Raw genomic sequence first — 15038 nt, forward strand, 5'->3', positions numbered from 1 at the left:
AAGGCTCGTCGGGCGATCATTCTTCAGGGATAACGCCCGGTTCACGATACTTGACGCCTTCGTTCTGGCGCTCCTGTTCGGTCTTGTGCTCATCCACCGGGGGAACGCCCCAGACCGTCTCCTTGTGTCCGTCATCGTAGGTGTAGGTGGTGCAGCCGGTAAGGCTTGCCAGCAGCAGGGCGGCGATCATGGCGGTGATCATTGCGCGGCTGGGCAGGCCGATCCTTGCTTGGTGCAGGAAGGCGCGAAGGCCGGGACGGGCAACGACAGGCAGGCGAAGGGACATGAGGGCTCCGGATGTCAGGGTACGGTGAAGCTGCGAAGGAGTCGCCGATGAAGCGGTCCATCGCCAGTATGGCGCTGTGGCAGCAAAGAAAAAACCGCGGATGCTGATGACAGCATCCGCGGCTCGCTGGTTGGCGCTAAATAGGCTCTTTAGCCTCCGGCGTCAGGACGATAGCCACAGGGGCACGTAGACCACCAGCAAAAGCACGCCGATCAGCCCCAGCAGGTAGGGCAGGATGGCACGGGTGATACGCTCGAGCGGCAGCTGGGTCACCGAAGAGGCCACGTACAGGTTGATCGCCACCGGGGGTGTGATCATGCCGATCGCCAGCCCCACCACGATGATCAGGCCAAAGTGCACCGGGTCGATGCCGAGCTGGGTCACCAGCGGCAGCAATACCGGGGTCAGGATGATCAGGGCGCTGGCGGTCTCGATGAACACCCCGGTCAGCAGGATCACCGCCACCACCAGCAGCAGGATGACGTAGGGATCGGTGGACAGCGACAGCACCGACTGGGCGATCTGGGCCGGCACCTGGGCGCTGGACAATGTCCAGCTCAGCACCGCCGAGGTGGCGATCACCAGCATGATCACCGAGGTGGTGATCGCCGAGCGGATCATCACGGCGTAGACGTCCCGATAGGTCAGGTCGCGATAGACGAACAGCGATACCAGCAGGGCGTAGACCACCGCCACCACCGCCGCCTCGCTGGGGGTGAACACCCCCGAGAAGATCCCGCCGAGGATGATGACCGGCGTCATCAGCCCCCAGCTTGCTGCACGCAGGGTCCGCCAGATGGTCGCCAGCGACAGCGGGCTGCCGTGGGGGTACTGGCGACGGTGGGCCTGGACCAGGGCGATGGCACCGAGGCCAAGACCCATGGCCAGCCCCGGCAGAAAGCCCGCCAGAAACAGGTCCGACACCGACTCCTGGGCGATGACCGCGTAGATGATCATCGGCACCGAGGGTGGGATCACCACGCCGATGGTGCCGCTGGCGGCGATCAGGCTAGCGGCGGAGGCCGGGTCATAGCCCTTGCGCTTGAGTTCCGGCACCAGGCTCGAGCCCACCGCAGCGGTGGTGGCCGCACCGGAGCCGGAGATGGCGGCAAAGAACATCCCGGCCAGTACCGACACCAGCGAAAGCCCGCCCTTGAGAAAGCCGAACAGGCTGTCGGCGAAGTCGACCAGCTTGCGGCTGACCGCGCCCTGGGCCATGAGGTCTCCGGTGAGGATAAACATCGGCACCGCGACCAGGGCGAAGGTGTTGATGCCCTGGAACATCTGCTGGGGCACCACCGCGAGCGGTGTGCCCTGGACCACCAGCGTCGCCAGGGTGCTGGCGCCGATGGTAAAGGCGATGGGCACGCCGATCAGCATCAGCACCACGAAGGAGATGAACAGCAACAGCATCACGCCACCTCCTGCGGGCTCGCCGGCGTCTGGCCGGTGAGCTCTCGCACGATCGCCACCAGGGTGGTGAAGGCCATCAAGGCGCCCGCCAGCGGCATCACCGCGTAGACCCAGGTCATCGACAGGCGTAGTGACGCCGACTTCTGGAAACTCTGCAACTGCATGTAGTTCCAGCCGATGACGATCAGCGCCAGCAGAAAGGCCAGCACCACCAGGTGGGCGATGATCCTGGCGATTCGTCCACCAAGGCCGGGCAGGGCGTCGACCACGAAGGTCACGGCGATATGACGGCCGGCGCGGTAGGCCAGGGTAGCGGCCAGGAAGGTGATCCAGACCAGCAGAAAGCGTGCGACCTCTTCGGTCCAGCCCACCGCGGTGAAGGCCACCCGGGAGATGATCTGCAGGGAGATGACGCCGATCAACGCCGCCATGGCGGCGAACACCACCGGGCGTGTCACGGCGTCGAGTCCCCGCTCAAGGCGTTCGAGCAGGGACAGCACTTACTTGGACTCCCCGGACTTAAGCGCTTCCTGGATACGCGGCAGGTAGTCGCCGAACTGCTCGCCGTAGGTCTCGTAGACCGGAGCGACGGCGTCCTGGAAGGCGGCGATGTCGGGGGACTCCTCGATCTGCATGCCGGCATCCTTGAGTTCGGCAAGCTGCTGTTCGGCCATGGCGGCGTTCTGCTCGCGCTCGTACTCGGCGGCTTCCTGGGCGGCGGCCTCGACGACCTCCTGGGCAGCCTCGGGCAGCTTCTGCCAGGACGGCATGCCCATCACGAAGATCGCCGGGGCGTAGGTGTGACGCGACAGCGTCATGTAGTCCTGCGTCTCGTTGAGCTTGAACGAGTGGATCACGTTGATCGGGTTTTCCTGGCCGTCGATGGTGCCCTGCTGCATGGCGGTCAGCGCCTCGGTCCAGGCCATCGGCACGGCATTGGCGCCGAGTTCGCGGAAGGTGTCGACGTAGACCGGGTTTTCCATGACGCGGATGCGCAGGCCGTCGATGTCCTCGGGGCTTGCCACCGGGCGCTCGGAGTTGGTCAGGTTGCGGAAACCGCGCTCGGCGTAGGCCAGGCCCTTGAGGTTGACGTCGGCCAGCCTGTCGAGCAGTTCCTGGCCGATGGGGCCGTCGAGTACCGAGTAGGCCTCCTCGGGCGAGGCGAACAGGAACGGCAGTTCGAATACCGCCATGGGCTCGACGAAGTTGGCCACCGGGCCGTTGGTGATCACGCCCATGTCGACGGTGCCGATCTGCATGCCCTCGAGCAGGGTGCGCTCATCACCCAGGGTGGCGTTGGGGAAGATCTCGACGTCGACCTTGCCGTCGGTACGGGCTTCGACCAGTTCCTCGAACTTGGTAGCGGCGATATGGAAGCCGTCCTGCTCGTTGACCACGTGGGCCAGGCGCAGCTTGACCGGGTCCATGTCGGCGAAGTCGTTGGCCTGGGCGGCGGACGTGGCAAGAGCAGTGGACAGAGCGATGCCGGCGGCCAGGGTGGTCAGGGCCAGGGGACGGGGCGCGATGTGGCGTGTCATGGGGGTTCCTTGGTGGTGTTCAGCGAAATGGCGTCTTCTCGGCGGGCCGTCACTTTACGATGGTGGCCGCCTAGCGCCTTGTTTTTGTTGAGAGGTTGGAGTGATCTAGCAGCCACGATCATGCCGGAAGCGGCGCCACGCGGTCAATTCGGCTGGGTTGAGGGGGGGGAGACAGGAAGGAAAAAATGGAGCGTGGCAGACTAATGCCGAAACGGACGCCGGGGTTGTCGCTAGCAGTGATCTCTTTGATGCCATGGCCTTGCCGAGGACCAGTGTCAAACGCCAGGACGTCCGCTAGACTAGGGAGTCTGAAGGAGAAACCTCATGACCACCAAGCTGGATCCGATAATTTCCGAGTTCGAGACGCAGGAGCAGGCGGAGAGCCATGATCGCTGGTTGCGTGAAAAGGTTCAGCGCAGCATCGATCATCCAGGCCAGGGAATGTCTCATGATCAGGTCATGGCCAAGGTCGACACCATCATCAACGATGCGAGTAAGCGACGCGGTGGCGAAGAGGCGTGAGTCTGCCAATCCATTGGCACGACGGCGCTGTTGCCGATTTGCTGGAAGTGATCAGCTACATTGCAGAACGTGATCCCCAGGCGGCTCTGCGACTTCGCAGTAGACTCGAATCTGCTGTTACCTCGGTTGCCGAGCACCCTTTCCTCCATCAAGCAGGGCGGGTTCCCGGCACACGGGAGATAGTGGTCCACCCCAACTTTATCGTGATCTATCAGGTAACGGATCGCATCGAAGTTACCGCAGTGGTTCACGCTCGCCAGAATTATCCCTGACCTTTTCACCGCCCGGTAACAAGGCGTGGCCAGCTCGTGTCTAGGGATGCGGGGCGCCCTTGCGACGCCCCGCATCATCGGTGGGGGGGGGGCGATTACAAGTGATCGGGGTTATGCAGCTCGCGCTCATCGCCGGGAGGCGGCGTCCACTGGTAGATCCAGGTCTCCGACAGCGGCTTGCCTTCGCTATCGCGCAGATACAGGCGCAGATTGATCGGCTCGGTGCCCTCGTCCGGAGGCACCACATCGAACATGGCCCGGTAGCCCTGGATGGCGTCCAGCGGTCGGGCCGAGGTGATCTCGATACGCCCGGCGCTGGTCTCGATGACCGGCTCCACCTCGACCTCGCTTGCGTCATCGAAGGGGAAGGGGCCGCCGCGGAAGTCCACCGCGAAGCGCCAGCTGAAGTACTCGCGACGTTGGCCGACGACGCCACCCAGTCCGGTACGGGTCGCCACGCAGCGCGACAGGCTGGGTTGCTGTGGCGGCAGGCCGTACCAGCTCAGACGATAGGCGTAGCGCAGCTCCTGGCCGGCCTCCACCGGGGCCTTGGGTTGCCAGTAGGCCACGATATTGTCGAAGGTTTCGTCCTTGGCAGGCAGCTCCACCAGATCCACGCTGCCTTCGCCCCAGCCCTCGGTAGGTTCGACCCACACGCTGGGTCGGCGATCGTAGTAGACGCCATCGTCCTGGTAGTGGTCGAAGTCGTGGTCGCGCTGGGCCAGGCCGAAGCCCTGAACATTGGTGGCGGAATAGGCGTTGTAGCGAAGCTGGGGTGGGTTCACCAGCGGGCGCCACAGCCATTCGCCACTTTCGGTGTGGATCGATAGCCCATCCGAGTCATGGATCTCCGGGCGCCAGTCATAGTTGACGTCACGATCGTTCTCGCCGACCAGGTACATGCTGGTCAGTGGCGCGATGCCCAGACGCTCGATCGTCTTGCGCGGATAGAGGGTGGCGGCCACGTCCATGACCACGCCTTCGACGTCGCGACGAATATCGAAGCGGTAGGCCCCGGTGGTGCTCTCCGACTCGAGCAGGGCGTAGACGATGACCTTGTCTTCACCCTCGGGCTGTTCGAGCCAGAAGCGGGTGAAATCGGGGAATTCCTCGGGTTCGCTGCCGGCGGTGTCGATAGCCAGGCCCCTGGCCGACATGCCGTACTGCATGCTCTGACTGACCGCACGGAAGTAGCTGGCGCCCAGGAAGGAGGCGATATCGCGCTTGGGGTCCTGATGATGGTGCAGGCGGAAGCCGGCGAAGCCGAGGCGTTCGGACAGCGTATCGGTATCGACCACGCTATCCCCATCGGCGTTGGAAAAGTTGAATAGCGCCGGGTCGTAGGCCAGTTCCTGCGCCTGTCCCTGGCTGACCTGGTAGATCCTGACCGGGGTGGTGAAGCCACGACCCAGGTGAAACAGCTGGGCCGTATAGGGCGCGTCGCTGTTGCTCCACAGAGCATGGTCGGCGCGGTAGCCGATGGCCTGGTAGTCGTCCCAGGAAAGGGACTTGAGCTGGTCGGGCAGTTCACCTTCGTGGCCCTGGTGAGGTTGCCCTGACAGATGGCGGGCGAAGCCCTTCAGCCAGGCGTAGTCGAAGGAGACCTTTTCTCCGGTGGTCATGAGCCGCTGGTCCAGCGCGGCCAGCAGCGGGGAGATTGGCAGGGCGTAGGCGCTGAGGGCGGTGGCCGCCTTGAGGAAGTCACGTCGCTGCATATCCATCATCCTTGTGGGTCGAGCATGTCGGGTGTCGGGCGACTGCCTGGGTAAGCAGCCGCTACGCCTGGTCGAGCACGTCGAAGGGTACGACTGCCCGAATCAGCAAAGGTTCAGGGAGGGTGCATGAAGTGTGCATGAAGGGTCGCAAGATTGTTAACAGGCTAACAAAGTGCTAGTCTACGCGGCCGGTCGACGGGGGACGCCTTCGTCAAATACCGAGCGGCTCCGTCACGTGAGCCCGTCAAGTCAGCCCGTCGTGTAACCAAGAGGAATACCATGACCCCCGACCAGCGCTTCAGGTGGATCGTTCGCCTGGCCTTGGGCATGTTCGTCCTGATGTTTGCCTATTTTGTGGTGGCAGATACCTACATGCCGATGACCCCGGAGGCGCGGGTCATGCGCCCGGTGGTGCGTATCGCCCCGGAAGTCAGCGGCCCCGTCGAGCGGGTCCACGTCAGCAATAACGACCATGTCGAGGCGGGTGATCCGCTGTTTCGTATTGACCCCGCACCCTTCGAGCTGGCGCTTGAGCAGGCGCGACTGGAACGGGAGGCGGCGCGTCAGCAGAATGCGACCCTGAGCGCCAGCATCGCATCAGCCCGCGCCGCCCTCGAAGCGGCCCGCGCCAGGGCCCAGGAGAGCGCCCAGGAGCGCCGGCGAGGCGAGCGCTTGATCAGCCAGAACAGCATCTCGCGCCAGCGCCTCGATGGCCTGGTAGCCACCGACCGTCAGGCCCAGGCCGAGGTCAAGTCCGCCGAGGCCGAAGTGGCGCGCCTGGAGGCCGAACTGGGTGCCGAAGGGGAGGCCAACTTGCGTTTGCGTCAGGCCCGCAACGCCCTGGAGCAGGCCGAGCTCGATCTCGACCACACCCTGGTGCGGGCCCAGCATTCCGGCACGCTGAGCAACCTGCAACTCGAGGTGGGTGACTACGCCACCCAGGGACAGCCAGCGCTGGCGCTGATCACCGATGAGGTCGAACTGATCGCGGATTTCCGCGAGAAGAGCCTGCGCAAGGTCGCCGCCGGCGACGAGGCCCGCGTGGTGTTCGATGCCATGCCCGGCCAGGTCTTTGCCGCCCGGGTAGAGAAGCGCGACGCTGGGGTCTACGACGGACAGATCAGCGCCGACGGTAACCTGGCCGACATCCCCACCACCGACCGCTGGCTGCGCGATGCCCAGCGCCTTCGCCTGCACCTTTCGCTGGCCGGGGACGCACCGACGAGTCTTCCCACCGGCTCCCGCGCCACGGTGCAGCTGTTTCCCGGGGAGCACCCGCTGGCCCATCCGCTGGGGGCGCTGCAGATTCGGCTGATGTCCTGGCTGCATTATGTTTATTAACCGGCTACCGGCGTCGTTTACCAAGCGGCCACGGGCGTTGTTTACCAAGCTGCCATGGGCGTCGTCTACCAAGCTGCCACGGGCGTCGTCAGGGCAGCAGCAACCGAAGGCCTCGAAGCTCAGCGACAACGGCTTGCGCCAGTGTCTGCGTATCGCGGTGGGGGCCTGGCTGGGCTTTCTGATCAGCCAGCTGATGCACTGGAACTATGGTGTCTTCTTCACCGTCTTTCCGATGTTTCTGCTCGGGATCATTCCGGTGTTCAACGCCCATGTGGTGCGCCAGTTCCTGGGTAACGCCTGCCTCAATGTGGTCGAGATCAGCCTGGTGGTGGGGTTGACCCAGCATCTGCCGGTGGTGATGACGGGACTGGTGTTCCTGATGTTCCTGGGACGCTTCACGCTGATGGCCAGGGGGCCGTTGTTCGTATTCGGCGCCAACGGCGTGCTGACCCTGAGCATCATGCTGCATTTCGCCAGCTACCCCGACCTCGACCTGTTCGACCTGCTGGCCAGCAACAGCGTGGCGAGTCTTCTGGCGGTGGCCATCGCCGCCCTGATGCACTGGCTGTTTCCCGATGTCACGCCGCGACAGCCGCCACCACGTCAGGCCAAGACGGCGGCGCTGAAGCGCCATCAGGCGTTGATCGGGGCGCTGACCGCGACCCTGTCCTTTCTGGTGTTTCAATTGCTCGATCTGCGCGACTCCCTGTCCGCGCAGATGGCGACCATCCTGATCCTGTTTGCCCTCGGCTACCATGGCGCCCGGATGTCGGCCTGGCGTCGTGCCATCGGCACTCTGTTGGGCTGCAACCTGGCACTGGTGCTGCAACTGGTGCTGTTCACCAAGAGCGACCATCTGCTGCTGGTGCTGCTGGCCTATGCCATCGGTCTTTTGCTGTTCGCACGGGAGCACGTCATCGAGAACGCCGGCTCCGGCATCGGCTTCGGCGGGCTGACGACCCTGGGTATCCTGTTTGGCCAGTACCTGAGACCCGATCAGGATCTGGTCGTCGACGCCGTCTATCGGTTCAGCTCGATGTGCGTGGCACTGCTGGTCACCCTGGCGGTGATGGCGGTACTGCATCGGCTGCTGGATCTATGGCCTGCGGCCTCGAGCCGGGAAGCACCGCGCACGAGTTGAGTTTTTTATGCTGCTTGCAACAGAGAAGGGGGCCGTGTCAGCACGGCCCCCATTTTAGCTACTTTACCTACCCGGCTGATCTGGCGATTTTGGTCAGCTTCCTGGCGAAGCTTTGTGGCATAGCTTTCTGCTCTGGTCGCCGCCCCCTAGTCCTTGTCCGAAAAGTCGCCTAGCCGCCCTGGGGCAGCGGGATGGTCACCAGCCCGTAGGAGTGGACTTCGGCACTGCCCGGATAGGCATCGACCACGCTCAGGCTGCCGTCGTCGTGCTGGATCTCGAATACCCAGGTCTTGCCGGTGTTGCCGCTGATGATGTTGACGTAGTTGCCGTCGGCGCTCAGGTCCATGTCGGCGAAATACTCGTTGTAATCCTCGGCGCGGTAGGCGGCTTCTTCCAGCAGAGCGATGCTGCCGTCCTCGGGATCGACGCTGAAGGTCGACAGGCTCGAGGTATGGGAGTTGGTGGTCCAGGCGTACTTGCCGTCCTCCGAGGTGGTGACCCAGCAGGCGGCCTGCTCGCCACCCCAGATGTCGTCGCCAGTCATCACATCCGCCGACACTAGGGTCAGCTTGCCGTTCTCGTCGATGTCGTAGGACGACATGGAGCCGGTCTGGCCCTCGTATTCCTGCAGGAAGGGATACTTGGCCTTCGATTCCTCGGATGACGGGTGGAACTGGTAGCCCTGGGTGATATAGCGGGTTTCGGTCACCAGCAGGGTACTGTGACCGTCCGGGCGAGTGACCAGCTTGGTGCCGATGGGCAGGGCGAAGAAGCGCTCCTCGCTCAGATGCGGCGACTCGAGGCTCGAGATCGGCTCCTGCGACAGGAGGCCTTCGTCGTCCACCGCATAGACATGCACCATGCCGGTAAGAAAGCCGACAAGCGTCAGGTACTTGCCGTCCTCGGTGAACTCCATGCTGACCGGAGAATCATCCAGCGGCCGAACGGAGTCGGGGATCTCGGTCAGGTTGCCATCGCCATCGATGGTAAAGCCCTTGATCACCCCCGGCTCATCGTTGGCACCATCGGTGCTGGCGACGTAGACGATGTCGCCATGGCCGTCGATGGCCTTGGGTTTGGCGCCGCCGGCATCCACCACATTGTTGAGCGTCAGCGTCAGGTCGTCTTCGACGTGAAGCGACGACAGGGTGCCGTCGCCGACGTTGGCCACCAGTACGTTGCGGTTGTCTGCCGAACGCCACACGCCGTAGGCCGAACCGAGCGGGTCGAGGCCGCCATCCATGCCGTTGCCCGTGCCGCCGGTGGTGTACTCGCCGACCTTTTCCAGGGTGCCATCGTCAAACTGGCGCCAGGCGATCAGCGAGTTCTCGTCGGCGTTGTTGGTGGCGACGTAGACACCACCCGTCACGTCCCTGGCCATGGCAGGCAGGGAAACCGAAAGCAGGACGAGGCCCATCAAGACTGGATTTTTCATAGCGTACCTTGGTCAGTTTTTGCTTTTCTTGTGCCGCGATGCCGGCAGATCCAGGCATTCAGGCTAGTCGTGGTTTACGTAGGTGCTCGCCGGTGAGTCCTTACACCACCCTGGGCAAGGAGCCCTGGTCAGCTGGCTCGCGCCATGGCCTCGACGGCGTCGCCGGGATCAGCGTGCACGTCATTCAATTGCCATCGTTGAAGTTGCCGGAGTGAGAGCATCTAGCAGAAACTGTGCTTTAAAGAATCGTTGTTGAGATAAAGCTTAGGCAAGATTGCGCCGCAATGATGCAGGTGACTGTCGTCAAACGCGCGTGCAACAATCGTATTTTCTGCTGGCAAGCCAGGCTGCTGGTATTCAAGGCGAGCCAAGGTGTCCATCAAGGGATTCGCCAGTGCAACGAGACGGTGCGCAGTTCGGCGACGGTGTGCGACGCTCGAGACGCTGTAGAATGTCGCGAGGGGCCTGAAGGCGCCGCGGTTGGGTGATCCGAGGAAGCGAGCTCGCAAAGGAGTAGACCGCATGACGAAAACGAGCGACCGGTCGCCGTCGGGGCGCGTCACCATCACCGACGTGGCGCGCGAGGCCAGAGTGTCGATCGCGGCCGTGTCACGCGCCATGAATCCCAACGGCAGCAGCTCCCCCGAGATGCGCAGCAGAATCCTGGCGGTGGCAGACAGTCTTGGCTATAAGCCGAACCGCCTGGCGCGTGGCATCAAGTCGCGCTCCAGTCTGATCGGCATCCTCGTCACCAACTTCGAGAACCCTGCCTATCTCGCCATTCTCAGCGAGTTTTCTTCCGCCATTCAGCGCTACAACTGCCACACCTTGTTGATCAACGTGAATACCGCCAAGAGCATCGAGGAGGCCGTCTCCCTGGTGATGGAGTATCACGTGGATGCGCTGATCGTGACGTCCGCCTCGGTGCCTACCGAACTGGTCGAAGCCTGCGAGCAGCACAGGACCCCGGTGGCGGTCTTCGGGCGCGATGCGCCGGATTCCGGCGCTCTGGTGGTGACCTGTGATGACGAGGAGATGGGGCGGATGGCGGCCGATCACCTCCTGGACAGCGGCTACTGTCGACCGGCCTATGTCGGAGCCTCTTCCAACGAGCAGGCCACCCAGGATCGCCTGCGTGGTTTCTCGCAGCGACTCGAGCAGCGTGGACAGCGTCTGCATGGCCATGCCGAAGGCCTGAGGCACAGTTACGAGGCAGGCTACGCGGCCACCTGCGAGCTGCTGAACAGCACCCCCGGTATGCCCGACAGCATCTTCTACTTCGATGACATCATGGCCTGTGGTGGGCTGGATGCGATCCGCCATGACTTTTCGTTAAGGGTCCCCGACGACGTCGGCGTGGTCGGCATCGATGATATTCAGTTTGCCTCCAGTCGGTCGTTTGACCTGACGACCATTCGTCAGCCGTTCAGCGACATGGTGGAACGGACGGTGGCGGGGCTTTTCGAGCGTGTGCAGCGGCCCGCCGTGTCAGCCGATCGCGTCCTGTTGCCCTGTCATATTGTCCAGCGCAGCACGACCCGTCGCATCACCTGAGGATGCCGTCTTTCCCGGTTGTCCGTGGGCAGGCGGGATGGCTGATCGAGTGTACGTCGATGACTTGATTAGTTGGCGATATCTCTGAGTAAGGTCTTCGCTTTTTCTCGCTTCTGGTAGTTGCAGCCAATCCCGTCATTTCATGAACTCTCCTTTTTGCCGCCACTGAGCAGGGCGGTGTCTCGGCGGTGAGCCCTCAGCCTGTACGCAATGGATGCTCGCGCCGAATCATGTGGCGGTGAGGGGAGTGTGTTGCACGCTCCGCGTCGACGATATTGGGGACCTCGTATCTGGGTATCGCTTATCCAGGCGTAAATGTAATCGCAATATTCTTCGAAGAGATTTCTTTGTTATGTAAGAGATCTCTTGGTCTGGTCCGTATTAATCAAGGATAAACGAGGCGATACGATGAGTTTTTCGTGAATTAATCCTTGGTATAAAACGCTATGAAAACGTTTTCAAATGCGTTTTTGATGCGCTAGCCTCGGTCGACATGAAGGAGGGCGCCGTTACCAGTTCCATCGATACCAGGTGTCGTCCACTCCAAGCTCCAAGGCTCGAGTGTCTGCCATTCAGCATCGATAAAGTTGATCGATAAAGTTAAGCGATAACGGCGCTCGATAAAGGCTTTCGGTAAAGGTTCTTGAAAAGGTTCAACACATGACACAGCGACCGATGTCCGACGCCTGCGATACCTCAGCCCAATCTTCCTTGCCGATGTCAGGGCAAGCCTCGCCACAGGCATCCGGCGAAGCCGTGGCGGCCCGTCCGCTACGGCTGGCGATGATCGGTGGTGGCGTTGCCTCGTTTATCGGTCAGGTTCACCGGGCGGCGGCGCAAATGGATGGGCGCTACCAGCTGGTGGCAGCGGCGCTGTCGTCGAACGCCGACCGTTCGCTACAACAGGCACGTCAGCTGGGCGTTGCGCGTGGCTACTGCGACGGCGAGACGCTGTTGCGCGAGGAAGCCGCCCGTGAGGACGGCGCCGAGGTCGTCGCCATCCTGACCCCCAATGACTCGCACTTTGCGCTGGCAAGGCTGGCGCTGGAGCTGGGCTTTCACGTGGTGTGTGAAAAGCCGCTGACCAACAGCCTGGCGCAAGCGCGGGCACTCGAAGCCTTGGCGAAACGAGGCGAGCGATGCTTCTGTGTGGCCTACGGCTACACCGGCTACCCCATGGTGCGTCAGGCCAGGGCCATGATCGAGGCGGGGGAACTGGGCGAGATTCGACAGCTCCAGTGCGACTACGTCCAGGGTCATCTGGCCAGGATGAGCGATGCCGAAGTGGCGGGAGAAGACTGGCATATGCAAGCCGCCGTCGCGGGCGAATCGTTGATCCTGGGTGACATCGCCACCCATGCCTTCCACATGCTGGAGTACGTTTCGGGGCTCAGTACCAGTGAAGTCAGCGCCGATGTGGTCGCCGTGGTGCCCGAGCGCACGGCCCATGACAACGCCAACCTGATGCTGCGGTACACCAATGGCGCCAGGGGCATGATGTGGATCACCCAGGCGGCTGCCGGCGCCGAGCATGGCCTTTGCTTTCGTGTTTTCGGCAGCAAGGGCGGCCTCGAATGGCACCAGGAAAATCCCGACAAGCTGCTGTTCCGACGCCTGGACGACGCCCCTCAATGGTTGTCCAAGGGCGCGCCAGGATTGCACCCGGCCTCCCGGCGGGTATCGAGTGTGGCCTTTGGTCACCCGGAGGGCTACCGAGAAGCCTTTGCCAGCCTGTACAGCGACCTGTTCGAGGTGATTGATGCCGCGCGTCATGGGACCAGAGCAGCCGACCCCCTGGCGTACTGGTATCCGGACCTCCGTGCGGGGGTGCGCGGGGTGGAGTTCGTGGCGACAGCCTTGGCATCGACCAATGCCAATGGGGAGTGGGTGGCGATGCCAGCAACATCCCCCTAGGCATTTGGCTTCGATACCCCATCAGGGGCTGGATGTAACGCCGCCCCGTACGGGATGGCGGTGGTGACACAACAATAACCGGCAGGACGGCCAAAGTGGAGAGGCTGAAGTGCGGCTCAGGAGAACCCCATGCACGCGAAAAATGTGGATGATCTGCGCAGTAATCGCTGGTTCAAGCGGGATGACCTTCGTTCATTCGGACATCGTTCCCGAGTGAAGCAGATGGGCTATTGGGATGAGGAGTTCGTCGGCAAGCCGGTAATCGCCATCATCAATACCTGGAATGATCTCAATACCTGCCACTCCCACTTTCCCGAGCGGGTCAAGGATATCAAGCGCGGGATTACCGCCGCCGGGGGCTTTGCGGTGGAATTGCCGGCGATGTCGTTGGGCGAACAGCTGATGAAGCCCAGCGCCATGATGTATCGCAACATGCTGGCCATGGAAGTGGAAGAGCTGTTGAGAAGCTACCCGGTGGATGGCGCCGTGGTCATGGGTGGCTGTGACAAGACCACCCCTGGCGTGCTGATGGGCGCCATTTCGATGAACCTGCCGACCATCTACGTACCGGCCGGTGCCATGCTGCGCGGAAACTTTCGCGGGCAGGTGCTGGGCAGCGGTACCGATGTCTGGAAGTACTGGGACGAGCGCCGCATCGGCAACATCACCCAGGCCGACTGGAACGACATTGAGAACGGTATCGCCCGATCGGCGGGGACCTGCATGACGATGGGGACCGCTGCCACCCTGATGTCGATCGGCGAGGCCCTGGGCATGAGCCTGCCGGGAGCCTCGAGCATCCCGGCGGTGGATGCCAACCATTCACGGATGTGCTTCGCCAGCGGCAAGCGGGCGGTGGACATGGTGTGGGAAGACCTCAAGCCCACCGACGTGATGAGCGAGGCATCCTTTGACAATGCCATCGCCGTGGACATGGCGATCGGTGGTTCCACCAACGCCATCATTCATCTCGTCGCCATGGCGGGGCGCCTCGGTATTCACCTGCCGATGGAGCGCTTCAACGAGATATCGCGACGCGTGCCTCTGGTGCTGAACCTCAAGCCATCCGGTGAGTTTCTGATGGAGGACTTCTTCTATGCCGGGGGACTGCCGGCGCTGATGTCGACGATTGGCGAGGAGCTGGCGCTCGATGCCATGACCGTCACAGGCCGCCGCCTCGGCGACAATATCGAGGGGGCAAGGGTCTGGCGACCGGAGGTCATTCACTCGCTTGAGGAGCCGGTCAACAGTTCCGGTGGGACCGCCGTGCTCAGCGGCAGTCTGGCGCCCAAGGGCGCCATCATCAAGCCGACCGCGGCCGATCCGCGGCTGCATGTTCACCAGGGGCCGGCCTTCGTGTTCGAGACCATCGCCGAGCTCAAGGCACACATCGACGACGAGGATCTCCCGGTGACGGCCGACAGCGTCATTGTGCTCAAGAACGGCGGGCCGGTGGGCGGCCCTGGCATGCCGGAGTGGGGGATGATGCCGATCCCCGGCAAGCTGCTCAAGCAGGGGGTGCGTGACATGTTGCGCATCTCGGACTCCCGCATGAGCGGCACCAGCTACGGAAGCTGCATCCTGCACGTGACGCCGGAGTCGGCGGTCGGCGGCCCCCTGGCGGTGGTCAGGACCGGAGACATCATCTCGGTGGACGTGCCCAATCGGCGCCTGGACCTGCTGGTCGAGGAGGCGGAGATCCGCCGTCGCCTGGAAGACTGGCAGCCGCCGGCAGATCGCCATCCGCATGGCTATGCCGCGCTGTACAAGGCGCACGTGACCCAGGCGGATGAAGGCTGCGACTTCGACTTCGCCAAAGGGGCGCCCGGCAGCATTCCAGAGCCGGACATCTACTGAGCATGGGACAGCGTTCTTTACGTCGCCCGGTACGTCGTCCGGTACATTGC

The 15038-nt window shown here is 63.0% G+C and carries 14 protein-coding genes; 8 read left to right on the top strand and 6 right to left on the bottom strand.

Translation table 11 applies throughout. The annotated features are described in order from the left end of the window. Positions 1-16: 16 nt before the first annotated feature. The 4 genes from C9F12_RS02530 to C9F12_RS02545 form a co-directional block, all read right to left on the bottom strand. The gene (locus C9F12_RS02530; RefSeq protein WP_345840255.1) at positions 17-286 is read right to left on the bottom strand and encodes a hypothetical protein; all 270 of its coding nucleotides are present in this window, start codon (positions 284-286) and stop codon (positions 17-19) included. Between the two features lie 162 nt (positions 287-448). Further along, positions 449-1702 (bottom strand): TRAP transporter large permease, encoded by a 1254-nt coding sequence (locus tag C9F12_RS02535; protein WP_108133744.1) that lies wholly within the window; start codon positions 1700-1702, stop codon positions 449-451. Further along, entirely contained in the window at positions 1699-2199 is a 501-nt protein-coding gene (locus C9F12_RS02540; protein ID WP_240184143.1) for a TRAP transporter small permease, read from the bottom strand. Before C9F12_RS02540 ends, C9F12_RS02535 begins: the two co-directional genes overlap by 4 nt. Continuing rightward, positions 2200-3237: a TRAP transporter substrate-binding protein gene (locus tag C9F12_RS02545; protein WP_108447858.1), complete on the bottom strand. Its 1038-nt coding sequence runs from the start codon at positions 3235-3237 to the stop codon at positions 2200-2202. Between the two features lie 324 nt (positions 3238-3561). On the opposite strand from C9F12_RS02545, the gene C9F12_RS02550 reads away from it, so the two are divergent. Further along, on the top strand, positions 3562-3759 hold the full coding sequence (locus tag C9F12_RS02550; protein WP_108447859.1) for a stability determinant: 198 nt from the start codon (positions 3562-3564) through the stop codon (positions 3757-3759). Next, positions 3756-4031, top strand: a complete 276-nt coding sequence (locus C9F12_RS02555) for a type II toxin-antitoxin system RelE/ParE family toxin (protein ID WP_108447860.1) — start codon at positions 3756-3758, stop codon at positions 4029-4031. Before C9F12_RS02550 ends, C9F12_RS02555 begins: the two co-directional genes overlap by 4 nt. A 95-nt stretch (positions 4032-4126) precedes the next feature. Here C9F12_RS02555 and C9F12_RS02560 read toward each other — a convergent pair whose 3' ends face one another. Next, positions 4127-5746, bottom strand: coding sequence for a glucan biosynthesis protein D (locus C9F12_RS02560; protein WP_108447861.1), 1620 nt, complete (start codon positions 5744-5746; stop codon positions 4127-4129). 279 nt (positions 5747-6025) lie between these two features. Here C9F12_RS02560 and C9F12_RS02565 point away from each other — a divergent pair, with 279 nt between their 5' ends. Together C9F12_RS02565 and C9F12_RS02570 are read left to right on the top strand one after the other, a co-directional pair. Next, complete coding sequence (locus tag C9F12_RS02565; RefSeq protein ID WP_108447862.1) at positions 6026-7087, top strand: HlyD family secretion protein; 1062 nt, start codon at positions 6026-6028, stop codon at positions 7085-7087. Positions 7088-7160: 73 nt separating this feature from the next. Continuing rightward, a complete protein-coding gene (locus tag C9F12_RS02570; RefSeq protein ID WP_240184156.1) occupies positions 7161-8228 on the top strand; it encodes a DUF2955 domain-containing protein in 1068 nt (355 codons plus the stop codon). A gap of 169 nt (positions 8229-8397) precedes the next feature. Here C9F12_RS02570 and C9F12_RS02575 read toward each other — a convergent pair whose 3' ends face one another. Beyond that, positions 8398-9663 carry a beta-propeller fold lactonase family protein gene (locus tag C9F12_RS02575; protein ID WP_083970645.1) on the bottom strand — a complete coding sequence of 422 codons (1266 nt, stop codon included), beginning with the start codon at positions 9661-9663 and terminating at the stop codon, positions 8398-8400. Between the two features lie 92 nt (positions 9664-9755). Here C9F12_RS02575 and C9F12_RS23015 point away from each other — a divergent pair, with 92 nt between their 5' ends. The 4 genes from C9F12_RS23015 to araD all read left to right on the top strand — a co-directional run bounded on the left by C9F12_RS23015 (position 9756) and on the right by araD (position 14988). Then, positions 9756-9878, top strand: coding sequence for a hypothetical protein (locus tag C9F12_RS23015; protein ID WP_275886746.1), 123 nt, complete (start codon positions 9756-9758; stop codon positions 9876-9878). Positions 9879-10185: 307 nt separating this feature from the next. Continuing rightward, positions 10186-11217, top strand: coding sequence for a LacI family DNA-binding transcriptional regulator (locus tag C9F12_RS02580; protein ID WP_108447864.1), 1032 nt, complete (start codon positions 10186-10188; stop codon positions 11215-11217). 660 nt (positions 11218-11877) lie between these two features. Beyond that, positions 11878-13131: a Gfo/Idh/MocA family oxidoreductase gene (locus C9F12_RS02585; RefSeq protein ID WP_240184144.1), complete on the top strand. Its 1254-nt coding sequence runs from the start codon at positions 11878-11880 to the stop codon at positions 13129-13131. A 129-nt stretch (positions 13132-13260) separates the two neighbouring features. After that, the gene (araD, locus tag C9F12_RS02590; RefSeq protein WP_108447865.1) at positions 13261-14988 is read left to right on the top strand and encodes an L-arabinonate dehydratase; all 1728 of its coding nucleotides are present in this window, start codon (positions 13261-13263) and stop codon (positions 14986-14988) included. Positions 14989-15038 lie beyond the last annotated feature (50 nt).

The organism is Halomonas sp. BN3-1 (assembly GCF_003056325.1).
Taxonomy (GTDB): domain Bacteria; phylum Pseudomonadota; class Gammaproteobacteria; order Pseudomonadales; family Halomonadaceae; genus Halomonas; species Halomonas litopenaei.